The sequence below is a fragment of the Acinetobacter portensis genome, assembly GCF_010646905.1.
Taxonomy (GTDB): Bacteria; Pseudomonadota; Gammaproteobacteria; order Pseudomonadales; family Moraxellaceae; genus Acinetobacter; species Acinetobacter portensis.
Genome location: NZ_JAAARQ010000002.1, coordinates 1,384,876 through 1,410,971, shown reverse-complemented (window position 1 = coordinate 1,410,971; position 26,096 = coordinate 1,384,876). Strand labels below are relative to the sequence as shown.

Genomic DNA, 26,096 nt, shown 5'->3' with positions numbered 1-26,096 from the left:
TGCCTCTCTTAAAGTTTAGCAGCCAGCTGAGTCAGCATGGCATTGTGAGCTTCTGCGTCAACTTGTTGGCTAAGAATTTTCTCAGCACCAACAACTGCAAGAGCAGCGACTTGTTGACGTAATTCTTCGCGAGCAGAATTGATTTCAGTATCAACAGCTTCTTTAGCCTGTTGACGAATACGCTCACCTTCAGCTGACGCTTGAGTACGCGCTTCTTCTACCAATTGCGCACCGCGACGGTTCGCTTGTTCGATCAATTGAGCCGCTTGTGCTTTCGCTGCGTCTAATTCAGCTTTCACTTGAGCTTGCGCATCGGCAAGATCAGCTTTCGCTTTTTCAGCAGCATTTAAGCCATCAGCGATTTTACGCTGACGCTCACTAATCGCATTGATTAGTGGTGGCCATACAAACTTCATGCAGAATGCGACAAACATCGCAAAAGCAATCGCTTGGCCAATCAATGTGAGGTTGATATTCATTGCTATTCCTCAATAGTTTAATTTAGGAATTAAGCTGATTAACCTACAAATGGATTAGCGAAGATGAAGAACAAGCCAATACCAACACCGATCATAGGCACAGCATCTAGAAGACCTGCGATTAAGAACATACGAGTTTGTAGTTGCGGAGCTAATTCTGGTTGACGAGCTACAGCTTCAAGGAAGCGACCGCCCAAAAGACCAAAACCAATCGCTGTACCTAAAGCACCAAAAGCGATCAAGATAGCAGATGCAATTGCAACTAGACCTAAAGTGAGTTCCATGATAATTCCTCAGAGGTTAGGTTTTATACCAAGTTAAATTAAAAAAAATTATAGGCCCAACCATCTTGTGATAGTTAGGCGATACCATTAATGTTTTTCGCTAGCCATACTCAAGTATACGATAGTTAGCATCATGAAAATGAATGCTTGTAACGTAATAACAAGAATGTGGAAGATCGCCCAAGGCACAGACAGAGCCCATTGGATCCAAAACGGTAATAACGCGATTAAGATGAAGATTAATTCACCTGCATACATGTTACCGAACAGTCGAAGAGCCAACGAAACTGGACGTGCAAGGAATGTTACTAATTCAAGAATTAAGTTCACTGGAATTAATAACGCTTTTGCAACTGGGTTACTTGGGTTAAATGGGTTAAGTGCCAATTCGCCAACAAAACCACTAATACCCTTTTCACGAATACTATAGAACAAGATTAAAACAAATACAGACAATGACATACCAAGGGTAATGTTAGGGTCCGTAGATGGAACGATCTTGAAGTAAACGTGATGAGGGTCCATACCAAATACGTGTGCACCAATCAATTGAGCTGTATACGGGATAAAGTCAACTGGCAGTAAATCCATTGCGTTCATGAGGAAAATCCACACGAAAATGGTTAATGCTAATGGCGCAATTAAACGTGATTTGCCATGGAAAGTGTCGCGAACACTTGAGTCCACAAATTCAATGATCATTTCAATTGCAGACTGGAACTTGGTAGGAATACCAGAGTTTGCAGCTTTCGCTACACACCAGAATAACAAACAGAAAATCACACCGAGCGTGATAGACCAACCCATAGAATCCAAGTGAATAGCAGTGAACCCCATCTGTTGAGCTTCATCAGCAGTTTCAGCTAACTTCCAAGAACCGTCTGGCATTTTGCCATAGGTCATGTTAGTCAAGTGATGCTTGATATACTCGGTCGAAGTAAGGGCATGTTCTTCAGCAGCCATAAATCACACCTGGTCAATGTCAAATACTAATATAGAGAGAACGAATATCGCGTGCTGCTTGATATCTCGTTCAACTCCAAAAAAACTTTTCAATTTTTTGATGTGCTTAGACTCGTTTCTGAAAGCGTGATACACAAAAAGGTGCAACCCACGACATGGCTTGAACGAGAATAAAACCACAAAACAATGCTGCCGCTGACAACGGCTTAACATTGCTCAAAATTAAAATGAATCCAACGATCACTATAGCAAACTTGCCCATCATGCCCCTATACATGTTCAAAAGAACTTGCTTCGTTGCTCGTGCGCCTGCCGTTCGAAACGACTGCCAAGAAAAATAACTACTGGCTAGCCAACAAACAAGTGCACCTAAAGCCGCACTATAAGCTGCAGTTGAGTCTTTCAAGACCAACGCAATCAAGGCTGAAACAGGAATCATACATGCTTGCATGAGGACTAAAGCTTTCGCTAATCGTCGATCAATCAAGCGACTAGTTCGGCTCATATACTTATCCACTTACAGCATTAATGCTTGACAAGTTTAACAGGTGATCGATTTTTATCGGAGGCATTATAGAGTTAGCCCCCTAAACATGCAATCATTTCCCGACCTAAGTCGAGTTTTTTTGCAACTATGTAACATTGTATTGGTATTTATTTTTGTTTAATAAACACATTACTTTCGTGCATTTAATACACATTTTTGTACTTCTTGAGCCAAATTACTCCATCCAACCACAAAGTCCCCTTCCCCGCTCATACTTTCATCCACCTTCTGAAACTCAATTTCACCCAGTTTTTGATATTGATTGCGACTGGCATGACCTTCTGCAAGTAAACACATTTTAGTCAAAGGACGACTATCATTTAAGTATTTAATTTGCGTAACAGTAGGTGCCATATGAGGGTCTGAAGTTAATGCACCTGCAAATTTTAAATTTAACGAACGTTCTAAATATTGATAAGCATCATGGAATGACCAATAAGGCTTTGTATATAACGTTACATTTAATTTATTTGCAGCAACCAACATGTCTTTTGCAAATTTTTGAGCATTTGCCCAATATTCAGCACGATGTTCTGGTTTTTGTTGTGAACGTAATGCGGCAATAAAGAAACCAATTCGAACCGCATTATTTGGATCTAACCAAACATGAGTATCGACTGTTGATTTTAATGATTCACCACGAACACCACGTTGTGGTAAGGCTTGAATAATCCCTGACTCTAAAATTGAAATAGCAGATGAGTTATTTGCCAATAATTTATTGAGCGGAGCCTCATGCTGAGGTCCTAACCAAATCACCAATGATGCATCTTGAATTGTCTTACGATGTGCTGGCGTTAAAGTGACATCATGACCAGACTGATCTTTCAATAATAATATTGGCTCTTCCACACCCTGTGTAATTTTTTGAGCAATTAAATAAATTGGATGTGTAGACACAACAACCGCCTGAGACCAACTCAAACTGCTGAGTAATGTAAAAACACAAAATGCAAAAAAACGGGACATGGAAAAATCACTTAAACGCCTCAATAATGTTATAGTATAACAAATTGATAAAAATACATATCCTGAATCGAAACTCTATTCACTTCATGTTAAAATTCAATGTATATTTTTTGCTCTAAATCTATGAGGTTGCTATGGGCTTATGTTCTCATGAACATCACGATGCTTTACACGGCGTACATGATCATCACAATATTGATCAACGTCTAGCAGACGCTGAAAGTCTTTGTGCAACAACAGGAGCTCGACTCACACCATTACGAAAAGAAGTTTTAGAACTTATTCTTTCTGCTTCTGGCCCTGTGGGTGCGTATGACCTTTTGGCAAAACTAAAAGGTGGCTCCGAACGCCCTGCCGCACCACCAACCGTTTATCGGACGCTTGATTTTTTATTAGAGAAAGGCTTTATTCATCGCCTTACCTCTATTAATGCTTATATTCCTTGTTGTCACCCAAGAGAAGGACATCAGGCTGCGTTCTTAATTTGCACTGAGTGTAAATCTGTAACAGAGGCATCAGCACAAGGCTTATTAGAACAACTTGCAACCTTATCTGCTTCAGATAACTTTACCGCTTTTCATAGCATTATTGAAATTTCTGGAGTTTGTCAGCAGTGTCGCAACAAGCAATAACTGAACAACCTGTCATTGAACTAAAAGGCATCTTTGTTCATATAGATGGTAGAGAAATTTTAAAAAATGTAGATTTCACTTTATATGATCGTGAAATTGTCACGCTCATTGGTCCAAATGGTGCCGGAAAATCCACACTCATTAAAGTTCTGCTTGGTATTATTAAGCCAAAATCTGGAACTATTCATAGTTCAAACGAGCTTAAATTTGCGTATGTTCCACAAAAGTTTAATCCATCTTACAGCTTGCCTTTAAGAGTCAAAGATCTACTTAATCTTGAAGCCTGCCCTGCGGAAGTAAAAGCACAGATTATTCAAGATACAGGTATTGCAAAACTCGAAAATTCAAAAGTACAGCAACTTTCAGGTGGTGAACGCCAACGTGTTTTACTCGCACGTGCCTTATTAAGACAACCGAATGTTTTAGTCCTTGATGAGCCAATGCAAGGTCTCGATATTCAATCTGAAGCAGAACTTTACGACTATGTTCGTAGCCTTCCTGAAAAGTATAATTGTTCAATTCTTATTGTTTCACATGATTTACAGTGGGTAATGCAAGGAACTCAACGTGTTATTTGCCTAAACAAACATATTTGCTGTAGTGGATTACCTGAAAATATTCAGCAAGAGCCAGCCTACCAAGAAATTTTTGGCACCAACCGCGTTTTCTATCAACATCATCACAATCACTGCGGTCATGGTGATACTGCAACACCTTGCCAACATGATTCTCGCCCACACATTCACCCAGAACCGGAAGTTTAAGTCATGATGGAATGGTTACAACTACTATTGCCTGCATGGACGATGGGAACGCTTTTAGTTTTCTTAACCGCACCTCTAGGTTGTTTAATGTTATGGCGTCGGATGTCTTTCTTTGCAGACACGATGGCTCACGGTACATTATTAGGCGTTGCCGTTGCAGGTATTTTAAGTTTACCTCTGTGGGTAGGCGTGACATTTTTGGCATTATTATTGGTTGGTGTTCTATGGGTACTACATGACCCTCGCCTACCTAACGATGCCCTATTGGCGCTTTGCTCAGTAACATTACTATGTTCTGGTCTCTTATTAATACAATACCTACCTGCTTTACGCCCCGAATTACTTAGCTATTTATTTGGTGATTTATTACAAATTTCATGGGCCGACTTACCTATGTTTACTGTTGTAATCGCTATTGCTTTGGCTATTCTTTATAAGTATTGGACAGCACAAATTCAGATTGCAATTGACCCCGACATTGCAATGAGCGAAGGCGTAAATGCAAATTGGCAGCGTTTAATATTTATGCTTTTACTTGCTCTATTTACTGTTTTAGCTTTACGTGCTGTTGGCTCATTACTAATGGGTGCCTTATTGGTGATTCCTGCCTTAACAGCTCGCTTAGTTGCACATTCACCAAAGCAAATGGTGATTTGGGCATTTATCATTGCACAAATTGGGGTTAGCGTTGGCTTATGGTCAAGTGCAGGCTTAGATATATCTACAGGATTAAGCATTGTTTTAACCATGTCGATTCTATTTGCTCTGATCTTTATTGTGCAAAAAGTGAAGAAATTAATTTAAAACTGAATACAACTTAAAAAGCCACATTAAATGTGGCTTTTTTATTCATTGCAAAATGACAGAAAAAAAAGAGACTCCTTAGCTTGGGGGAGCGAAGGAGTCTTAAAATACAAAACTTGTGGAGTTTTTTATTGTTTTGTTCTTATAGTGAGAACTGTATCACATTATTTTTTGGTGTCAAACTTTTTTGACCTTTTTTTGATCTTTTTTAAGGTGTCGATAAAATCATGGTTTGTTCATGCTTGCTGTACAAAACTGAGCAGACTTGCCACACAAGCAAACAAAACAGCAAATGTTCGATTCATTATTTTTTGTTGTTTTGCAGATTTCAACATTCTTAAAACTTTTGCTGCCAAACCTGTATAACCCGCCATTACCACCAAATCGATACTAATCATAGTAATTGCCATGATTGTATATTGATGCCACTGTGGTTTGGATAAATCTAGAAACTGAGGTAATACCGCCAATAAAAATACCACTGCCTTCGGATTACTCATATTCACGAGAAAGCCATATAGAACAAGTTGAGTTCGAGATTTATTTGGTAGATCATTTTTAATATCTATAGATTGTATCGGTGCATTCCACTGCAAGTAAGCGAGGTACAATAAATAAGTAACACCAAACCACTTCACTACCCAAAATGCCCAAGGATTTGTCGTAAATAAAACCCCTACTCCTGCAGCAACAATTGTAATTTGTAACAAAAGTGCCAGTTGCAGTCCTAAAACCTTCCAATATCCATGACGGAATCCATAATTTAATCCACTCGACATAGATGCAATTGCACCTGCACCCGGAGAAATACTAATCACCCAACATGCAAGCATGAAAGCAATCCACATTTGATAGGACATCATTAAACCGTATAAAAAAAGATCGAAGCATTATAAAACCATTCCACTTTTCATTGCTTTAAAATTCAATGATGAATTATTTGTTTTATACTATTCAGAGCTTTCCCCATCAGGCACAATAAACAAAGTTTGTAAGAAAGATAAAATATTCAGGAGCCATGAATGACCGCCCAATCTGTAATTTTGCCATTACCATCAGATCATGCTCGATTTATTGTTTTACGTTTAAAAAATTTAAGTCTTGAAGAACTCAAAGAAAAATTTGAAGATCTATTATCAACACGTGATCGCTTAATCACACAACATCCACATGCAGAAATTAAAACTGCTATCGCATTTGGTCCAGAACTTTGGGATCAACTTTATCAAAAAAGACCTGAAGGCTTTAAACAACTAACACCCATTCAAGGCTCATTTGAAATGCCTGTTGTCCCTGCCGATGTCATTATTCACATTGCATCACAACGAGCAGACTTGTGTTTCACACTGAGCCAAGCATTCTTTGATGGTATTCAAGATAAAGTTGACGTTTTAGATGAACGTGTTTGCTTCCGCCAATTTGATGGTCGAGACTTAACAGGCTTTATTGATGGTACCGAAAATCCTCAATTTCCTGATGATCGTGCTGAAACAGCTCTACTACCTGAAGAAACAGATGAGTTCGCTGATGGTTCTTTCATTTTTGCGCAGCGTTACGCACATAATTTAGAAAAATGGAAAAAGTTAAAAGTTGATGCACAAGAACATGTGATTGGTCGTACAAAATTAGAAAGTATTGAACTTGATGACGAGATTCAACCAGAAAATTCACATGTTTCTCGCACTGTTGTAGAAGATGATGACGGCGAAGAATTGGCAATTTTGCGCCACTCACTTCCTTATGGTGATGGTAAAGGCGATCAGGGCTTATTCTTTATTGCTTACACCAACGATTTAGCTATTATTGATTCAATGCTTTTGCGCATGTTTGGTACAAGCGGCGATGGTATTCACGATCGACTTCTGCACTTTGTTACACCAAAAGATGGCGCTTACTTCTTTGCACCAAGTGAAGAGCTATTAGAAACCATTTTAGAAAATTAATATTTGTAATATCAAAAATAAAAAAAGGGAGCTTTTACTCCCTTTTTAACAAATATTACTTAATAAGTAACACGGTTATAATCACGATATTCTGGCTTCCAGAAATTCGCTTCTATTGCTTCATTTAACAAATCATCAGTTATAACAGGTGCAACACCTGCTTCCATTGCTGCCTTTGCTACTTTAAATGCAATGATTTTTGAAACCTTTTGAATCTCATTCAAATCAGGTAATAAATCTGCATCAATATTTTGTAACTTTGGAGAGCAATCTGCTAAAGCATTACTTGAAGCCATTAACATGCTTTCAGTTACACGCGTCGCACCCACTGCTAACACCCCCAAACCAATACCGGGGAAAATATATGAATTATTACATTGCGAAATATTGAATGTTTTACCTTCATACTCCACAGGTTCAAATGGACTGCCCGTTGCAATAAGTGCACGACCTTCTGTCCATTTAATAATGTCTGATGGAATAGCTTCTACACGCGAAGTCGGGTTAGATAAAGGCAAAATAATTGGACGCTCACAATGTTGAGCAAGCGTTCTAATCACTTCTTCCGTGAATAAACCCGGCTGACCAGAAACACCAATGAGTACCGATGGTTTTGCATTTTTCACAACATCTAATAATGTGATGATTTCACCTTCAGATGCCCATGCAGCAACATCTTCATGATTTTGTGCCAATTTACTTTGAAAATTGAGTAAATCTGGTTGTTCATGCGTAACTAAACCAAAACGATCAACCATCAACACACGTTTACGTGCTTGTGCATCTGTTAAGCCTTCCGCAACCATTTGCGAAACAATTTGTTCTGCAATACCGCAACCCGCAGAACCTGCACCTAAGAAAGTCACCATTTGGTCTTTCAACTGTTTACCCGCAGCGCGTGAAGCAGCAATTAAACTACCAACAGATACTGCCGCTGTACCTTGAATATCATCATTAAAACAACAAACTTTATCGCGGTATTTAGTCAATAAAGGCATTGCATTCACTTGTGCAAAGTCTTCAAATTGAATTAAAACTTTTGGCCAACGACGCTGAATAGCAGCCATAATTTCATCAACAAAACTATAGTATTCTTCACCACGAATACGCGGATGTTTTAAACCCATATAAAGAGGATCATTTAACAGTTCTTCGTTATTTGTTCCCACATCAATGGTAATTGGCAACGTGTATGCTGGACTAATACCACCACATGCTGTGTATAGCGATAATTTACCAATTGGAATCCCCATACCACCAATACCTTGGTCGCCTAGACCAAGAATACGTTCACCATCCGTAATTACGATAACTTTCACATTTTTCTTATTCACATTATGCAAAATTTCATCAACTTGATAACGATCTGAATATGAAATAAATACACCACGATGACGACGATAAATATCAGAGAAACGCTGACATGCCTCACCCACAGTTGGCGTATAAATGATAGGAAGCATTTCGCTTAAACGGTTTTCAACCAAATGATAAAACAACGTTTCGTTAGTATCTTGAATATTGCGTAAATAGATATGTTTATTAATGGCTTCATCGAATGCGCTATATTGTTGATACGAGCGCTGACTTTGCTCTTCAATGGTTTCAACAACACGCGGGATTAACCCATTTAAATTAAAAGTTGTACGCTCTTCGTCGCTAAATGCCGAACCCTTATTCAAAAGGGGTAATTCTAAAAGGGTGTTACCTGCATAAGGAATATATAAAGGTTTCTTAGACTTGGTCTTATCTGATGTCATTTCCGATCTCATTGTGGCGGTCAGCAGATGAAATAATATGGGAGAATTTATTCCATCTATATTTACTTGCTATAGCTTAACGTCATTTCACCAAGAAATGTCATTTAGTTAAATGATAATGATTTTAAGATGATTTAGCCAATGAATAAAAATAGGGTTTCTATACTTTTTCCCATTAAAATCCAATATTTTTAATAGAAAAATACCAAAAATAATTCGTTTTTTATAAAAATTTAACTTTTTATGAAATTTATCTAATCTATCAATATTCTTATTTTCAGCATTTTTTGAGATTTTGTCATTTTTTTAAGAAATACCTATTACTTAAATTGGAATAGATATTTCTATCTTTTCTATTTTGGCGGCATAATTTGTCGCATATCAACAAATACACTTGCCAATCTTCTTACCCACGGCAATAAAACCAATACAACAGGAAATGCAATTGCCCAAGACACCATCCAGTTTTCAAACCAAAATGCCATAAAACCGTCATGCCAACCTAAATTTCGAAGCATATTAATAAAGGAAATAATACCGCTCATTAAACACGATAAAAAAAATGGAATAACCACAGTTGCCCATTTCACTGGAAGTTTCGGGATATCACCAAATATCATTGGACGATTTCTCGACATTTTCTATTCCTATACGCCATTTTTAAGGGCTTTTGAATATGCCATAAAGTAGCGATTAATTCTTTTTAATTCATCAAAATTCAATAAATAGACAAAATATTTATCGAACAATATTCATTCAGTACAATTGCGTTTACCTAAAGACCTCGAAATTTGCTATATTTGTCGTTTTTCCGCGACATCTTTTTCGACTGATTATGAATACGGCAATACAAGCAGCGCTCGATCATGCAGTGCAATCCCTTCAAGCTGAAGGTGTACTCCCATCTGACTGGAATAATACTAGCATTTTGACTCGTACTAAAGATCGAAGTCATGGTGATTTTGCATCTAATATTGCAATGATTGGTTCTAAAGCTGCAGGCATGAAACCCCGTGATTTAGCCGAAAAAATTCTTGCGAATCTTCCTGAAGTTGCAGATATCAGCAAAGCAGAAATTGCGGGTCCTGGTTTTATCAACTTCTTCTTAAATGCAGATCAACGTTTTATTGTTTTAGATCAAATTCAAGCACAAAAAGATCAGTTTGGTCGTACTCAAGCCAATGCTGAAAAACGCATTCAAGTTGAATTTGTATCTGCAAACCCGACTTCTAGCCTTCACGTAGGTCATGGTCGTGGCGCTGCTTACGGTATGACCGTTGCAAATTTACTTGAAGCAACAGGTGCTAAAGTAGATCGCGAATACTATGTAAATGATGCTGGTCGTCAAATGGACATCCTTGCAACATCTACATACCTTCGTTATTTAGAGCTAACAGGTCAAGAATTGGTATTCCCTAAAAATGCATACCAAGGCGACTACGTAAAAGAAATTGCTCAAAGCATTATCGACAAAGATGGCGATGCTTATGTACACCCTGTTGCCGATGTTTATAAAGATGTTCCTGAAGATGTTCAATTTGCTGCTGAACTTGATGCAGATGGCAACAAAGTTGTGCTTTCAGGCGATAAAGAAAAACATATTGATGGCTTAATCTTTAACTCTCAAACGCTTATTGGCACAGGTTATCGCGTATTCCTTCAAGCTGCATTAAAAGCCATTCTTGATGATATTAAAGATGACTTAGGCGAATTTGGCGTAACATTCAATCAATGGTTCAGCGAAGAATCATTGACAGACAAAATTGAAGAAGCACTTCAAACCCTAGATCAACGTGGCTTCTTATACGAAAAAGATGGCAACATTTGGTTTAAATCGACCGATTTTGGTGATGAAAAAGACCGTGTTGTGAAACGTCGTAATGGTCAAACCACTTACTTTGCATCTGACATCGCATATCACTTGAACAAACTTCAACGTGGTTATACAGATATTATTGATATTTGGGGTTCAGATCACCATGGTTATATTGCTCGCGTAAAAGCAGCAATTGATGCAATGGGCTATGACTCTAAAAAATTGACTGTTCTTCTGGTTCAGTTTGTAAGCTTATGGCGTGGTGGTGAGATGGTTCAAATGTCATCTCGTTCAGGTCAATTTGTAACTTTACGCGATCTTCGTAAAGAAGTAGGTATCGACGCGGCTCGTTTCTACTACGTAATGCGTAAGTCTGAACAGCACATTGATTTTGACCTAGACCTTGCTGTATCACAAAGCAAAGACAATGCCGTTTACTATATTCAATATGCGCATGCTCGTATTTGCCGTATGCTAGAAAAAGCAGTATCTACGGGTATTAATTTCTCTGTAGAAAATGCACGTCAATTTGCTGAAAAGCTAGAGCTTGATGCTGAAGCTGAAGTATTGGCAAAACTTGCTGCATATCCTGAAATTCTAACTCGCGCTGCAAATAGCTATGAACCACATCAAGTGGGTAACTATTTGAAAGAACTTGCTGCGCTATTCCATGCTTGGTACAACGAAAATAAAGTACTTGGTGATGATGCAGAATTAACGCAAGCACGTTTATTGTTGTCTGTGAATGTTCAACAAGTGCTTAAAAATGGCTTAGAGCTTCTTGGTGTAAGTGCACCTGAGAGTATGTAAGCGAAATAAATAGCTGCAAATTATTTAATTTGCAAAATGATGGTGTCCATAAGTGACATCATCATTTATTTTAAATTACGATATACAGGGAATTAATTTCCTGTAATATCAAACAGTAAACTTACAAATGTAGATGTTCCACCTTCTTAATATACTTAAGTAACATCTAATTTGATCATGTAACAATTAATAATAAATGGGGCTCCATCGTGTTTGGAAAAACTCAACGCGGCGTATCAGAAAGACCGAATAAACCCAAAAAGCCACTTATTCCTGCTTGGCTAGGAACACTTGTGGTCATTTTAATTGTACTTTCTTTTGCTGTAGCACTTCTTTTATGGAAACCTTGGGAACCCGTTCAAGCTAAAGATCAAATTGGCCCAAATCAAGATAAAGAAGAAACAAATAAAGATTATCGTTTCTATGATTTGCTTCCGCAGCAACAAGTTACCCCTATTCCTGAACAAGCTGTTCCTGAAACAAAAGATAAAAGCCCAATTGTAATTATTGAAGCACCAGCAAATAGTACCCCTGCTTCAGAGGCAACTGCAGGGATCAATACTGAACAAAATATCGCGCCTAGAACAAGCTATATCTTACAAGTTCGTAGCTATAATGATCCTGATGCGGCTGATGCCCGCCGTGCTGAAATTATTTTAAATGGTCTCTCTGCCGATGTTATGAAAACAACGGAGCGTGGAGAAACTTGGTACAGAGTAATTTCTGGCCCTTATGATTCACAAGAATCTGCACTCATTGCACAACAGACTTTACAACACAGCGGAATTGATTCCATTGTTGTAAAACGCTAAGTTCAAATTTTAAAGAATAAAAAAGATGCTTAAAGCATCTTTTTTATTCTTTAAATTCTATAGTTTAGATAAATTTTGCTCGCGAATTTTAGCCCGATTATATGCAGGTCTAAGCTTCACTTTTTCTAAATAAGCATTAATATTTGGATATTTCCCACCGATACGATCTTGTATTGCCATCAGTGGAAATGACATATGAATATCAGCAAAAGAAAAATCACCTGCAAAAAATTCATTTTTCGCTAAATAATTTTCTAAAAACTGAATATGTTCCTTCACACGTGGTTGGGTAAATCCTGTCTTAATTCCACCTGTAATTTTCTTAGCAATAGGTTTAATTAGCCATGGTACATGTTTAGGCACATTTGTAAGCACCAAAGTCATCACCAAATATGGCATAAGCGAACCTTCGGCATAATGCATCCAATATCGATATTGGTTTAAATCTGATTTTGTATTTGGTTTAAAATTTTGTTCTAAATCATAATTTTCTTGTAAATATTCTAAAATCACCGCAGATTCTGCAATCACTTCATCTTCATTACTTAAAATAGGCGACTTACCCAAGGGATGAACTTTTCTTAATTCTGGCGGTGCAGCAAATGTTGGCAATCGCTTATACAGTCTGACATCGTACTCAAGCCCCAATTCCTCTAAAGCCCAAAGAATACGAAAGGAACGTGATTGTTCTAAATGATGGAGTGTTAACATAATTGATCTCTTTTTTATTTTTGTTTCATTTGTTTAGGCATAAAAAGGAAACATCTCTTGTTTTAGAAATATTTCCTTTTAGTTTTATACCAATACCGTATTTATTTTTAAACTTCGTAATAACGTTTTAGTTACAGGCGTTTTTGAGCAAATATCTAAAATTTTTTTCTGTAACTCTTCACTTAATGAATCTACAAAATATAGACGACGCTCCATCCACTCTTCACCTTCTTTATTGGCTTTAAAGTCCGCCTCTACAGTGAATTCACCCAATTCAATTCCTTTATGCTGAGCATACATACGCAGAGTGATCATGGTGCAAGAAATTAATCCTGCACAAACTAAATCATAAGGTGCTAACCCTTTATCTTGCCCACCAAAAGATTCTGGCTTATCGGTAATAAGTTGATGTTTACCACTTGTTACCTCACCCGACCATGGTGCTTGTAATGTTTGTACTTTTGCATTTGCAATAACTGCCATAATCATATCCTTGTTTTATTTTGATGGGTGCATTCGATCTGGGAATGTTGGGGCTTCTAAACGAGGTCCTTGGTAATTTGGAATTGTGCCAAAACGCGCATCATTATTAATCCATTGTTCACGTGCATGCTGTAGTTCTTCTTGTGTACGACCAACAAAGTTCCACCACAGTAATATTGGAGATTCAAATGGCTCACCACCCAACAATAGAACTCGAGAATCGCTGTGAATTTGAACATCAATTTCAATCACACCAGGCTCTAAAACAACCATATTATCTTGGGTTAATTCATGTCCATTAATTGTTGCTGTGCCTTCTAATGCCATAAATCCATATTCAAATTTAGGATTAAGCTTTAAGCGCGTTGTTGCCATTTCTTTTACTGCTAAGTCTACACCCAGAAGTTCTGTATGTACTGCAACAGGTGATTTTGCATTTAAGAACTCACCAACCAGAACAGTAAATTCAACACCATCTTTTTCAACCACAGGCAATTCTGGATAATGATCAAAACGTGGTGCCATATTTATTTTGGCATCAGGCAATGCAATCCAAAGCTGTGCTGCATGCATTTTTGTTTCGCTATCTGGTGCAACTTCAGTATGAGAAATACCATAGCCTGCCGTCATTAAATTGACTTGTTTAGGTCGAATTAATTGCTCAGAACCAACGCTATCATTATGCAGCATTGTGCCTTCAATCATCCAAGTAAATGTTTGCAAACCAATGTGTGGATGTGGTCCAACATCTAAGCCATCACCTTTTGGAAAACTAACAGGACCTGCATGATCTAGAAAACACCAAGCACCAATCATTCTTTTATGGCGACTTGGCAAGGCACGTTTTATAATTGTACCGCGACCAATTTCAGCATTTCGAAGCGGGATATCTTGAATAAACTGATTAATGATCGTTTCACAATCATCTGACTTTGAAAGTTCTGTATAGTTTGTATTTGTCATGAGTTTACCCTGAATCTTAATGGCTATTTTTAAATAAAGTGGCTACACGGTACATTTAAATAGTAGTCTTTAATTTCTAATACGCCCACCTTTATCTTAATACTCAGAGTTCCATGAATAGGATAGTTTTTAACAACTATTCAGAATATCACTCATATCATTGAAATTCCTTACTTTATAAAACTAATATAATTAACACATTACGCTACACAACCAAGATTTAGATCACTATTTGCTTATTTTTTTTACAAAAACTTACATTTATTGTTTTATATAGTCTTTATTTATTTCATTTTTTATATTTACAATTAATATACAAATAGATAATGAACATATTTTAATCAATTTTTATTTGCAATTTCATGCATCTTTTTTATATTTTTTCTGGGGCGTATTACTGTGATGTATCAAGAATATGAGCAAGAGTCTCGCTTAATTATACGAAAAGCATTGAAAACAATGTTAGCTCGCATCCCACAACAATATCATCATGAATATTTAGAATACCAAAAAGATCTAAAGCTTAAATATCTATTACATATCAATTTAATTGGACAATTTGCTTATGCCTTATATAGCATTGCAGATTGGTTTGTTATTTCTGACGTTGGTTTGACTGCTGTTTTATATAAGTCTATTTATACCTTATTTGCATCTGTAACAACTTTATATCTGTATAAATATTATAGGAAAGTTGAAGTTTTTGATTTAATTCTACCTTGCTCAATTATTGGTGCTTCTGCACTTTGGTTTTACTTAGTTAACCTATCGGCAAGCCCCAATGTACCCATTTATATTTATTCTTCTTTGGTTTTTATTGTTTTAGCAAACTTATGTATTCAAGTTCGCTTTATGCCTGCTCTCATTACTTCTTTTCTCATTACTATTGTAAGTTTCGTTGGTGTTTACCATATTGTTGATGGCGTTGTAGGACAATTTATTCTTTACTTATTGAGTTATATACCTGTTTTAATTTTTAGCTTAGTCATGAGCTGGGGCTCTACATATAAATCTAGAAGTATTTTTTTACATCATAAATTAGATAGTTTTAATCGTCAGATTTTAGAAATAATGGCGCATACAGATATGCTCACCGGCATAGATAATCGTCGATATTTTGAACGCAGAGCCAAAAATGCAATTGAAGAAAATTCAATTACTGAAAAGCCCATTTCATTGCTCATATTTGATGTTGATCATTTTAAATCTATTAATGACAACTATGGGCATGATGTTGGTGATGGCGTACTGAAAAAAATTTCTGATGTGTGCAAAACTGTTTTACGCAAAGGTGATTTATTCGCTAGATATGGAGGTGAGGAATTTATTGCTTTGTTACCAAATACGAAAGAAAGTAATGCTTTTTTAATCGCGGAGAGACTACGTCAAAAAATTGAACATACACCTATTATTGTTCATGGGCATGGTCCTGTTTATTTTACTGTATCTGTTGGGGTAACAATCGTTGATTACCATAAAAATACTCTAGATGATGCGATTAAACAAGCCGATATTGCTTTGTATTCCGCAAAATCGGCAGGTCGTAATTTAGTGATGAAAGCGAGTTAATAAACAACTCAGATGACCTAACATTCAATTGCATTGACTGCTAAACCACCTTTAGATGTTTCTTTGTATTTTTCAGACATATCCTTCCCTGTTTCTTTCATGGTCTGTATAACTTTATCTAAAGATACAAAATGCTCACCATCACCACGTAAAGCCATTTGTGCCGCGTTAATTGCTTTAACAGCAGCAATAGCATTACGTTCAATACATGGAATTTGTACCAATCCACCAATAGGATCACACGTTAATCCTAAGTTATGTTCTAGTCCAATTTCAGCAGCATTTTCTACCTGCTGAGGCGTACCACCAAACATCTCAGCCAACCCTGCCGAAGCCATTGCACAAGCAGATCCAACTTCGCCTTGGCAACCAACTTCAGCACCCGAAATAGAAGCATTTAACTTACATAAAATTCCAATCGCTGCGGCTGCAAGGAAAAATCGAACGATTAAATCATCGTTAATGGAAGGGTCATTTTTTAAATAATAATAAAGTACAGCAGGAATAATGCCTGATGCGCCATTGGTTGGTGCTGTAACAACACGTCCACCTGCGGCATTTTCTTCATTTACCGCTAAGGCATATAAATTCACCCATTCCATTGCTTGGAAAGATGAAAAGATTAGCTCTTTACGCGTATGATTCTGTAGCATTGCATGAAGCTTTTTAGCACGTCGCTTCACTGCCAAGCCACCAGGGAGCACACCTTCATTGGTCAAACCATTTTGAATACATTCCTGCATGACCGCCCAAATAGAAAGGATTTTTTCACGAATCTGCTGTTCATTTAGCCATTTTTTTTCATTTTCTATCATGATTTGGCTAATACTACAGTTCTGCGCATCGCAATGTGCCAATAACTCTGCCGTGTTTTGAAAAGGAAATGGAACATCGGCAGTTACTTTTGTCGAAACAGGTTGTGACGTTTCTTGATGATCTAAAATAAATCCACCACCTACCGAATAATAAGTATTTTCATAGATGACTTTCCCACTCAAATCAAAAGATTCTATGCTCATTGCATTTGGATGGTACGGTAGAGATTCGTTCGAGAATATTAAATCTGTTTTTGAGCAAAATTTAATTTTATGTCTTCTATCAATATTCAAAGCTTGCTGTTGTTCGATTTCATTAAAGTATTCAGCGTTCTTATTCGTATCTATGGTTTCAGGGCTAAAACCCATTAGACCAAGTAAGGTTGCCTGATCTGTTGCATGACCAACGCCTGTAGCAGATAGTGAACCGTATAATGTAATTTTGATGCGATGTACTTTACTCAGCAATTGTTGCTGTTTCAAAGCATTGATGTATTGGTACGCTGCTCGCATGGGACCAACGGTATGGGAGCTTGATGGGCCAATTCCAATTTTAAATAAATCAAATACGCTAAGAGTCATTTGGTCTTATTATCTCGAGTGTGTTGAAGTTCAATGTCTACAATATTCTTTTAATAGAACGTTATTTTTATGGGTACACCATGAAAGTCACTCTTATCCATAGAATGACTTTATTACTTATGATATTGCCTTAAGTTTCTTTAGTTTTATATTTGTGGAATGTAATGTTTTCTCATATCAAATAGCTGTTAATATTTCTAAATTATCTTAGAATATCCCACATAGTCACAACTATAGTATAGAGCTTTTAATGCCACAAACCTTGTCTTGCCCTCCATTTCCTCACAACCTGCAATCTAACTTTACTTTTATTGACTTATTTGCTGGAGTTGGCGGTTTCCGCATGGCATTACAAAATATCAATGGGCATTGCGTTTTCACAAGTGAGTGGAATAAACATGCTCAAGAAACATATTTTCAAAATTATGGTGAATATCCTGAAGGTGACATTACTTTAGAGGAAACTAAGCAAAAAATTCCTCAGACGTTTGACATTTTGTGTGGGGGTTTTCCATGCCAAGCTTTTTCTATTGCAGGCAATCAAAAAGGCTTTCAAGAAACGCGTGGTACGTTATTTTTTGATATTGCAGAAATTGCTGAAAAACATCAACCTAAAGTGATTTTTTTAGAAAATGTAAAAAATTTAGTTTCTCATGATAAAGGAAACACTTTTGAAGTCATTAAAAATACACTGAAAAATCTAGGCTATGCTGTTTACTACAAAGTATTAAACAGCATGCTACATGCTAATGTCCCGCAAAATCGTGAACGTATCTTTATTGTGGCATTTCATGAAGCTAAAGTTCCAAATCATGCTGAATTTGATTTTCCTAATGAAATTCCACTTACAAAAACAATTCATAACTTTTTAGAAAAAGAACAGGTTGATCAAAAATATTATTACAAGCCTGAGCACATGTACTATCCAATACTTAAAGAAAGTATGGTTTCACGTGATACTCTCTATCAATGGCGTCGTGTTTACGTACGTGAAAACAAAAGTAATGTTTGCCCGACTTTAACTGCAAATATGGGTGCAGGTGGGCATAACGTACCTTTACTTGTTGATGACTATGGAATTCGTAAACTTACCCCGAAAGAGTGCTTTGCTTTTCAGGGTTACCCTGTAGACAAAATGGTTTTCCCTGAAAAAATGGCGAATAGTGCTTTATATATGCAAGCGGGTAACTCTGTCACTATGCCATTGATTCAACGGATTGGAGAGCAGATTTTGAAGGTGATTCAAGGCTAAAAATGTGATTCACCATTTCAATTAATTGTTGGTGGATTTCTGGTATTTTTTGACTTAAATCCACCGTATAAAAATGAAGTGGTACTGACAACATTTCAATCGACATAGAATAGTTTTCATCAATTGCTGGATACAGAAGCATGCCTGAACATTGAGTTTCAGGTTCTTTCAACTTATAGCTCATGACATAGGTATAAATTTGCCGAATATAATCACTTTTAATTCGTGATGTATCTCGATACTGACTCTTCAGCATGTCGGAAAATTTAGTATCGATAACCAATAGCTTTTGTTTGCTTCGAATCATCATATCCAGAGCCATATTTGGGAAATAATGTTCAACCCCATTGATTGGATGTTTTAGATCTAAATCGATTTTTGAACCTTTACCTGACACGACTCGATATATTATTCTATCCAAATTGAGCTTGAAGAAGCCTGCAACACCTTTTTCAAATACCTTTCTGAGTTTTTCATCACTCAACATTAATTCAGGCTGCACATGCTCACCGAGTTGCGTTGTCATGATATACATGTCATGAATCAGTTTGGATAAATAAATGGCTTTCTTACAAACATGCTCAAAGCTTGAAAAATGATCTTGTTCTACACGATACACACGGCTCGCAACCACGCCATAACTTTTCAGTTCAAACTGAATTTTAGATAATTTCCTTCGTATTTCCTTCTCAACTTGAAAATTCAAAACCAGCTCTACAGCACTCAGCATATATGCATGGCGAGCTGTGTTATAAGTCGTCTCATTATACGAACAGAAAACGCGTCCTTTCGATAAAGACTGTCTAATTGCAGTTTGATAATGATTAATTTTGCCCTTTACGACACTTAATTCTGCCTGCTTAGAACGTAGCTGTTTACGTAGGTGTTGCTGTATATAATCATCTAAATGCTCTACAAGTACGATACCTATCAGATTTTCCAAGCCATCAGCTTGTGCTGTATCGAATTTATTGGTTGCATGTTCATGTACATACTCAGATGCATATAACAATAAAAACCATAAATTCTGAATAGGAATAATTTTAGACATTGCTGGTGCAACCCATATTAAAAATTAATTTTTTCGAGTTGCTCTAATTCGTCATACCAATATTCGGCCAACAATGGTTTTATTTCATTTTCAACGACATTTTGCATCCACAAGATTTGTTCAGCGGTATCTCCTAACTTATGCGTCGGCACAAAGAAACTATGACCCAGCATATAAGAAGCACCATTTTTTTTCTCAATCTGTTGATTCAAGCCCTCAACAAAGTTACGGATTTTTTCCGTAACAGCAAGGTCTATATCAAATTGTTCTTGTAGCCATGTTACCCATGACTCATTCAGCATTGGCTTTAAGTTAAAGAAACTAAAACGACGTCTAAATGCAAAATCCATATGGTTAAGTGATTTATCTGCAGTATTCATCGTACCGATAATATAAAGATTCTCAGGTATATAGATTTTCTCTAAATCATATTTACGATAAGTCAGACTCATCGCATATTGCTCACTGCGTTTACTGTTTTCTAGTAAAGTTAGCATTTCACCAAAAATGACGGATGGATCACCACGGTTAATCTCATCGAAAATAAATACGTATTTTTGCTCAGGATTTTTCTTCGCTACCTCAATCATTTGAAGGAATGGACCATCAATCAATTCCAATTTTCCATCTGAACGCGGACGCCAGCCACGAATTAAATCTTCATAAGCATAGTTTGGATGGAACTGCACATTTTGAATATTCTCTGCATTCGGATATTCGACCATGACTTTGGCCAACTGCTGTGCTAGCCACGTTTTTCCGGTTCCTGGCGGGCCTTGCAAAATGATATTTTTCTTATCATTAAGCTGAATCAAATATTTTTGTAAAGTTGCAATATCCAGAAAACAGCCCTTTTTCAGCACATATTCTAAAGTATATTGCTCACAAATAATGAATTGAGAGAAATCAAATTCATCTAAAAATTTTAAATAATTATTATCACCTAAAACTGCTCTAGGTGCTCCCCTACTGGTGCATTCATTAAAAGAATTCCACTCTATATTACTTTCATCTATCTGCTTTTTTAAAATTTTTATTTCATTTTTCGATTCTTCTATATTTTTGATATCAATATCAAAGAGTTTTTTATCAAAGAAGATTTCATCCCAACTTAAGATGACTTTTTCATGAGCTAACCCACCATATGATTTTTTATAATTTTCCTCTTGATTAAACCACTTTACAAATTCACCAACCAAAATATCTCGGTCTAATATTTGCGATGTAGTGATCAAAGGGCTTTTGTGTGTATCTTTTAATTCGGCCTTATTAAGGACTGAATCTTGAGGAATCAAATCCAATAATTCATCAGGTAAAAAAGCTGGATATAAGTCATGAATGGCCTGTAAAACACTAAGACCTGCTTCAACTTGTCCTAATGCTTGGTTCGGTGAATTTTTTGTTTCAGGGCCAATACTCGGGCAATCTAATAAGTCAGGATATAAATAAAAGTCTTTTTTTGTAATAACTTCTGGTAAAAAACTAATGATATTCAAGTGAATAGAATATGATTTTATTTTTGTTTTATTTTCATCTTTATATTCATCAACTCTCTTATCTGTAATTTTAGCAATGGCTTTTAAACCATTTGAATAAGTTTCTCGTTTTCTACCATCTTCTCCACTGAGTACAAGAAAAACAAAATCATCTTTTGCAACTTTATCAAATAGCCATGTAATTCCAGGAATAATAATTTGAGTTTCATGATCCAAAATTTTTTTAATTGAATCCTGATCGTTCGTACGAATTGAAAAAAAAGACATAAGTTCCCTGTAAAAAATTATTTTCTCTATTTCAATATTATAGGCATAAAAAAGGACGCCTAAGCGTCCTTTTTTAATGAATCATTTCCGTTAGGAAATTATTCCCACTCGATAGTCGCTGGTGGTTTAGACGATACGTCATACACAACACGAGAAACGTCAGCAATTTCGTTCATGATACGAGTAGAGATTTTGTCTACAAGGTCATATGGAAGATGAGCAAAACGAGCTGTCATAAAGTCAACTGTTTCAACCGCACGAAGTGCAATCACCCATGCATAACGACGACCATCGCCAACAACACCAACAGATTTTACAGGTTGGAATACAGCAAATGCTTGAGCAGTTTTGTCATACCAACCGCTTGCACGAAGCTCTTCCATGAAAATAGCATCTGCTAAACGTAAAATGTCAGCATATTCTTTTTTCACTTCACCAAGAATACGAACACCTAAACCCGGACCTGGGAATGGATGACGGTAAAGCATTTCAAACGGAAGACCTAAAGTTGTACCTAAACGACGAACTTCGTCTTTGAACAAATCACGGATTGGCTCAACCAATTCGAATGCTAAATCTTCAGGTAAACCACCCACGTTGTGGTGTGATTTAATCACATGTGCTTTACCGTTCTTAGTTGCAGCAGATTCGATTACGTCTGGGTAAATCGTACCTTGCGCAAGGAAGTTTACGCCATCAAGCTTACGCGCTTCTTCAGCGAATACTTCAATGAACTCACGACCAATGATTTTACGTTTTTTCTCAGGATCAACTTCGCCTTTAAGCGCAGTTAAGAAACGCTCTTCCGCATCGGCACGAATTACACGGATACCCATATTTTTCGCGAACATTTCCATTACTTGCTCGCCTTCGTTCAAACGAAGTAAACCGTTATCTACGAATACGCAAGTCAATTGATCGCCAATTGCGCGGTGAAGTAATGCAGCCACAACAGATGAATCTACACCACCTGAAAGACCTAATAATACTTTTTGATCACCAATTTGCGCGCGAAGTTGTTCAACACGTAAATCGATAATATTTTCAGAGTTCCATAAGTTACGGCAACCACAAATACCGTGAACAAAGTTAGAAAGTAATTCAGCACCTTTAGCCGTGTGAGTTACTTCTGGATGGAACTGGATACCATAGAAACGACGAGCTTCATCAGATACCATTGCAAATGGGCAGCTTGGTGTGCTTGCAGTAACTTGGAAACCTTCTGGAATTGCAGTTACTTTGTCACCGTGGCTCATCCACACTTTCAATTGATTAGCGCTATCTTCAAGATCGCCAATCAATTTGTCACGTACTTGGATATCGACTTCTGCATAACCAAATTCATGCACATCACCCGGCTCTACTTTACCGCCAAGTTGTTGTGACATTGTTTGTAGGCCATAGCAGATACCAAGAACAGGCACACCTAAGTTGAACACAACTTCAGGGGCACGTGGACTACCAGCTTCATAAACACTTTCTGGACCACCTGAAAGAATGATCCCGTTTGGGTTAAATGCACGAATGTCTTCTTCAGACATATCAAATGCGTACATTTCTGAATAAACACCAGCTTCACGTACACGACGTGCAATAAGCTGACTATATTGAGAACCGAAATCCAAGATAAGGATACGATCTTCAGTAATTTGGGTATTGGTAGTCATGGCAAACAACTATGCAGGCAACGAATATAAGCGCGACATTCTAACATTTTTAAAGCAACTACGCACACTATTCGGACAAGCTAAATAAAAAGGTATTTTTCAAACTTATATGCTTAAAAAACACCAACGATATAATAAAAATTAATGTGTCATTTTTTCGATATGAACAACTTCAATATCTGTTGCTCTGTGACGATGCGTATCTACTTCGCCAATCACTTTCACTTGATCGCCCACTTTTAAATTTATTGCACGAGAAAGATCATCATCAACATCTAATAAAATTGAAGCGGTTGAATCTTTAAGTTCAAAGCTTTCTTCAGTTATTTTTTTCGTAATTGTGCCAGTTAAAGTCACCGCAGTTTCATCTGCTAACTTTTGAGCTTTAATGATTTGAACATGATTCTTTGCAGCTTCCTGAATAATCACGTGATCATCTTTGCCTGCCCATGCACTTACCGTTGCAACCATTGAGCTAGCCAATACAACAAACAATGCTACTTTTTTCATATTCATTATCCACTTAATCATTAAGCTTAATATTTAAGCAAATAATGACTCATGTTAAAGCTGATGTTTTGTAAAGTAAAAAAGGCTTCCTTAATAGAAGCCTTTTTTGTTCGATCTATTCAAAGCATTATTTTTCAATCAAATGATCTAAACTGATTTTTCCTGCACCATGTAACATAAGAAAGAATAAACCGCCCGCCATAGATAAGTTTTTCATTAAGTTAATTGCATCGTCTGCACCACCATGAAAAAGAAATGCGGTAATTAAGCTAAACACACCTAAACCCAAAGCTGTAAAACGTGCTTGAAAACCAAAGAGCAACGCCAAACCACCACCAAATTCAACTAAAATCGTAAGGGGCAATAATGCAGCAGGAACGCCCATTGCTTCCATATAACCAGCAGTTGCAGCGTAGCCTGTAATTTTACCAAAGCCTGCAACAATAAAAATATACGCAATTAAAAGACGTGCTAACAAACTTACAATCGCATTCATTTGATTTTGATTCACAATATTTTTAACAACAACATTTGGATTAAACATTTTAAAACCTATTATTGGATCATTTCTGAAGATGCGCCCATTCTAATGTTCAAAATTTGTGGAATAAATACGCAAAATTAACACCCATCGTTTTATATTTAGAACAAATACGATTAAAAATAATTATTTTTTAATACTGACTTTCACGACATGGACTGCTAGGATTTGACTACATTTTTAAGTGTCTAGCCCTAATGGAACTCATTGATTTTATATTGCATGTAGATGATCACTTACTCGAATTCATTACCAATTATGGGGTCTGGATTTACGCTATTTTGTTTCTGATTATCTTTGTTGAAACAGGCTTAGTGGTTATGCCATTTTTACCCGGTGATAGCTTATTATTTGCAGCAGGTGCGCTTGCAGCATCTACAGGGGCTATGAACCCATGGGTACTTATTGCTTTATTATTTTTAGCCGCTGTACTTGGCGATACATTGAATTACCACATTGGTAAATATATTGGGCCACGTGTTTTTGAAATTGAATCTCGGTTTATTAATAAGCAACATTTAGTTAAAACCCAAAACTTCTTCGAGAAGCATGGTGGTAAAACCATTATTTTCGCCCGTTTTATTCCATTTGCTCGTACTTTTGCGCCATTTGTTGCAGGCGCAAGTCACATGAATTACAAATACTTTTTAAGCTATAACGTGATTGGTGGTTTCTGTTGGATTTCATCTTTTATTGTTTTAGGTTACTTATTTGGCAATATGCCAATTGTTAAAGATAATTTCACGCATCTTATTTTCGGTATTATTATTATTAGTGTATTACCTGGCATTATTGGTTTTGCAAAACAGAAGTTTTTTAAGTCAAAATCTGATTAAAAAAATCGTGCCACAACAGGCAACATGCATACAATGAGTAATAGAGCCGATCCTTTGTAAAATTGATCGGCTTTTATTTTATTTAAATGTCCCGATAAAATTGCACGACCAAAAGACATCCAAAACATAGCTGTTGGCACTAAAACCAAACAAAATACGGCATACACCAAAATACAGTTGGTCGCATTATCCCAAGTTTCTACTGGAAAAATTCCTGCTGCAAATAACAAAGCTTTCGGATTTTTTAAAGTCGCAAAAAACAATTGGCGGGGACGAATAGAGGTATGGCGCTGATTATGCTGTTCTAAGTATGAAAGCCTCCATAAACGAAATGCTAACCACAAAACATATGCCGCACTAAATAAATGCAGAATTGTGATGAGATGTGGCCATGTTGGAGAGCATAAATGAATGAACAACGCCCACAAACTAATTGCGTAAAAATAGCCCAACAATTGTGTTGGAATAAAGAGGCTTGTTTTTGCAATACCCTGCTGATGTGCCGAACTCGCCAACAATGCATTGGTCGGTCCAGGGATCATCAAAACAGCAATTACTGCTAAAGCAAAAAGCCAATTTTCTATCATTTAAACACATTTACACCAAAAGTTAGGTGCACACATTAAACGAAAGTTATGAAAAATAACAAGATATTGACTTTTTCAAAATGAAAACTAATGAGGTCATTTTAAGTTAAAATTATTTTAAACATTTGTTTTTATTTATTTTATGTATGAAACATTTGCTAATAGTTTCACTCTGTTATTTAT

General features: G+C 36.7%; 27 protein-coding genes. 9 read left to right on the top strand and 18 right to left on the bottom strand.

All coding sequences use genetic code 11. The features are described 5' to 3' along the window. Nucleotides 1-8: 8 nt before the first annotated feature. From GTK57_RS06725 to GTK57_RS06705, 5 genes are all read right to left on the bottom strand, one after another. Nucleotides 9-479 carry a F0F1 ATP synthase subunit B gene (locus tag GTK57_RS06725; protein ID WP_152875384.1) on the bottom strand — a complete coding sequence of 157 codons (471 nt, stop codon included), beginning with the start codon at nt 477-479 and terminating at the stop codon, nt 9-11. 38 nt (nt 480-517) lie between these two features. Next, nucleotides 518-763 carry a F0F1 ATP synthase subunit C gene (gene atpE / locus GTK57_RS06720; protein ID WP_000424060.1) on the bottom strand — a complete coding sequence of 82 codons (246 nt, stop codon included), beginning with the start codon at nt 761-763 and terminating at the stop codon, nt 518-520. An 87-nt stretch (nt 764-850) separates the two neighbouring features. Next, the gene (gene atpB, locus GTK57_RS06715) at nt 851-1,726 is read right to left on the bottom strand and encodes a F0F1 ATP synthase subunit A (protein WP_152875382.1); all 876 of its coding nucleotides are present in this window, start codon (nt 1,724-1,726) and stop codon (nt 851-853) included. A gap of 106 nt (nt 1,727-1,832) precedes the next feature. Next, complete coding sequence (locus GTK57_RS06710; protein WP_152875380.1) at nt 1,833-2,231, bottom strand: ATP synthase subunit I; 399 nt, start codon at nt 2,229-2,231, stop codon at nt 1,833-1,835. A 171-nt stretch (nt 2,232-2,402) separates the two neighbouring features. Then, nucleotides 2,403-3,242, bottom strand: a complete 840-nt coding sequence (locus tag GTK57_RS06705; protein WP_163122019.1) for a metal ABC transporter solute-binding protein, Zn/Mn family — start codon at nt 3,240-3,242, stop codon at nt 2,403-2,405. Between the two features lie 134 nt (nt 3,243-3,376). On the opposite strand from GTK57_RS06705, the gene GTK57_RS06700 reads away from it, so the two are divergent. From GTK57_RS06700 to znuB, 3 genes are read left to right on the top strand one after another with little or no spacing between them, the layout of a single operon-like run. Next, nucleotides 3,377-3,874, top strand: a complete 498-nt coding sequence (locus tag GTK57_RS06700) for a transcriptional repressor (protein WP_152875377.1) — start codon at nt 3,377-3,379, stop codon at nt 3,872-3,874. Further along, nucleotides 3,856-4,638, top strand: a complete 783-nt coding sequence (gene znuC, locus GTK57_RS06695) for a zinc ABC transporter ATP-binding protein ZnuC (RefSeq protein ID WP_378226843.1) — start codon at nt 3,856-3,858, stop codon at nt 4,636-4,638. Before GTK57_RS06700 ends, znuC begins: the two co-directional genes overlap by 19 nt. A gap of 3 nt (nt 4,639-4,641) precedes the next feature. After that, on the top strand, nt 4,642-5,442 hold the full coding sequence (znuB, locus tag GTK57_RS06690) for a zinc ABC transporter permease subunit ZnuB (RefSeq protein WP_163122017.1): 801 nt from the start codon (nt 4,642-4,644) through the stop codon (nt 5,440-5,442). A gap of 236 nt (nt 5,443-5,678) precedes the next feature. On the opposite strand, the gene GTK57_RS06685 is transcribed toward znuB, so the two are convergent. Next, a complete protein-coding gene (locus GTK57_RS06685) occupies nt 5,679-6,302 on the bottom strand; it encodes a LysE family transporter (protein ID WP_163122014.1) in 624 nt (207 codons plus the stop codon). Between the two features lie 162 nt (nt 6,303-6,464). Here GTK57_RS06685 and GTK57_RS06680 point away from each other — a divergent pair, with 162 nt between their 5' ends. Beyond that, nucleotides 6,465-7,385, top strand: coding sequence for a Dyp-type peroxidase (locus tag GTK57_RS06680; RefSeq protein ID WP_163122012.1), 921 nt, complete (start codon nt 6,465-6,467; stop codon nt 7,383-7,385). Between the two features lie 59 nt (nt 7,386-7,444). Here the strand turns inward: GTK57_RS06680 and GTK57_RS06675 are convergent, their stop codons facing one another. Continuing rightward, nucleotides 7,445-9,145: an NAD-dependent malic enzyme gene (locus GTK57_RS06675; RefSeq protein WP_152875370.1), complete on the bottom strand. Its 1,701-nt coding sequence runs from the start codon at nt 9,143-9,145 to the stop codon at nt 7,445-7,447. Nucleotides 9,146-9,498: 353 nt separating this feature from the next. Continuing rightward, complete coding sequence (locus GTK57_RS06670) at nt 9,499-9,783, bottom strand: DUF2798 domain-containing protein (RefSeq protein WP_152875367.1); 285 nt, start codon at nt 9,781-9,783, stop codon at nt 9,499-9,501. Nucleotides 9,784-9,980: 197 nt separating this feature from the next. On the opposite strand from GTK57_RS06670, the gene argS reads away from it, so the two are divergent. After that, nucleotides 9,981-11,771: an arginine--tRNA ligase gene (argS, locus tag GTK57_RS06665; protein ID WP_152875365.1), complete on the top strand. Its 1,791-nt coding sequence runs from the start codon at nt 9,981-9,983 to the stop codon at nt 11,769-11,771. A 209-nt stretch (nt 11,772-11,980) separates the two neighbouring features. Further along, the gene (locus tag GTK57_RS06660) at nt 11,981-12,583 is read left to right on the top strand and encodes an SPOR domain-containing protein (RefSeq protein ID WP_163122010.1); all 603 of its coding nucleotides are present in this window, start codon (nt 11,981-11,983) and stop codon (nt 12,581-12,583) included. 57 nt (nt 12,584-12,640) lie between these two features. On the opposite strand, the gene GTK57_RS06655 is transcribed toward GTK57_RS06660, so the two are convergent. The 3 genes from GTK57_RS06655 to GTK57_RS06645 all read right to left on the bottom strand — a co-directional run bounded on the left by GTK57_RS06655 (nt 12,641) and on the right by GTK57_RS06645 (nt 14,740). Beyond that, nucleotides 12,641-13,294, bottom strand: coding sequence for a glutathione S-transferase family protein (locus GTK57_RS06655; protein WP_152874245.1), 654 nt, complete (start codon nt 13,292-13,294; stop codon nt 12,641-12,643). Between the two features lie 84 nt (nt 13,295-13,378). Then, nucleotides 13,379-13,777 (bottom strand): OsmC family protein, encoded by a 399-nt coding sequence (locus GTK57_RS06650; RefSeq protein WP_152874244.1) that lies wholly within the window; start codon nt 13,775-13,777, stop codon nt 13,379-13,381. A gap of 15 nt (nt 13,778-13,792) precedes the next feature. After that, a complete protein-coding gene (locus GTK57_RS06645) occupies nt 13,793-14,740 on the bottom strand; it encodes a pirin family protein (protein WP_152874243.1) in 948 nt (315 codons plus the stop codon). Between the two features lie 459 nt (nt 14,741-15,199). On the opposite strand from GTK57_RS06645, the gene GTK57_RS06640 reads away from it, so the two are divergent. Continuing rightward, a complete protein-coding gene (locus tag GTK57_RS06640) occupies nt 15,200-16,309 on the top strand; it encodes a GGDEF domain-containing protein (protein WP_163122009.1) in 1,110 nt (369 codons plus the stop codon). Between the two features lie 17 nt (nt 16,310-16,326). Here the strand turns inward: GTK57_RS06640 and GTK57_RS06635 are convergent, their stop codons facing one another. Continuing rightward, nucleotides 16,327-17,706 carry an L-serine ammonia-lyase gene (locus GTK57_RS06635; RefSeq protein ID WP_152874241.1) on the bottom strand — a complete coding sequence of 460 codons (1,380 nt, stop codon included), beginning with the start codon at nt 17,704-17,706 and terminating at the stop codon, nt 16,327-16,329. 250 nt (nt 17,707-17,956) lie between these two features. Between GTK57_RS06635 and dcm the strand changes: the two genes are divergently transcribed. Further along, the gene (gene dcm / locus GTK57_RS06630) at nt 17,957-18,958 is read left to right on the top strand and encodes a DNA cytosine methyltransferase (RefSeq protein ID WP_152874240.1); all 1,002 of its coding nucleotides are present in this window, start codon (nt 17,957-17,959) and stop codon (nt 18,956-18,958) included. Here dcm and GTK57_RS06625 read toward each other — a convergent pair. The 5 genes from GTK57_RS06625 to GTK57_RS06605 form a co-directional block, all read right to left on the bottom strand. Beyond that, nucleotides 18,903-20,009: a 5-methylcytosine restriction system specificity protein McrC gene (locus tag GTK57_RS06625; protein WP_152874239.1), complete on the bottom strand. Its 1,107-nt coding sequence runs from the start codon at nt 20,007-20,009 to the stop codon at nt 18,903-18,905. The two genes, dcm and GTK57_RS06625, sit on opposite strands and share 56 nt — an antisense overlap. A gap of 17 nt (nt 20,010-20,026) precedes the next feature. Beyond that, the gene (locus GTK57_RS06620; protein WP_152874238.1) at nt 20,027-21,772 is read right to left on the bottom strand and encodes an McrB family protein; all 1,746 of its coding nucleotides are present in this window, start codon (nt 21,770-21,772) and stop codon (nt 20,027-20,029) included. Nucleotides 21,773-21,870: 98 nt separating this feature from the next. Further along, on the bottom strand, nt 21,871-23,439 hold the full coding sequence (guaA, locus tag GTK57_RS06615; protein ID WP_152874237.1) for a glutamine-hydrolyzing GMP synthase: 1,569 nt from the start codon (nt 23,437-23,439) through the stop codon (nt 21,871-21,873). A gap of 141 nt (nt 23,440-23,580) precedes the next feature. Further along, entirely contained in the window at nt 23,581-23,949 is a 369-nt protein-coding gene (locus GTK57_RS06610; RefSeq protein WP_152874236.1) for a NirD/YgiW/YdeI family stress tolerance protein, read from the bottom strand. 127 nt (nt 23,950-24,076) lie between these two features. Beyond that, a complete protein-coding gene (locus GTK57_RS06605) occupies nt 24,077-24,493 on the bottom strand; it encodes a DoxX family protein (protein ID WP_152874235.1) in 417 nt (138 codons plus the stop codon). Between the two features lie 194 nt (nt 24,494-24,687). Between GTK57_RS06605 and GTK57_RS06600 the strand changes: the two genes are divergently transcribed. Continuing rightward, nucleotides 24,688-25,326, top strand: a complete 639-nt coding sequence (locus tag GTK57_RS06600; protein ID WP_152874234.1) for a DedA family protein — start codon at nt 24,688-24,690, stop codon at nt 25,324-25,326. Here the strand turns inward: GTK57_RS06600 and GTK57_RS06595 are convergent. Beyond that, the gene (locus tag GTK57_RS06595) at nt 25,323-25,913 is read right to left on the bottom strand and encodes a LysE family translocator (protein ID WP_152874233.1); all 591 of its coding nucleotides are present in this window, start codon (nt 25,911-25,913) and stop codon (nt 25,323-25,325) included. The genes GTK57_RS06600 and GTK57_RS06595 overlap by 4 nt on opposite strands. Nucleotides 25,914-26,096 lie beyond the last annotated feature (183 nt).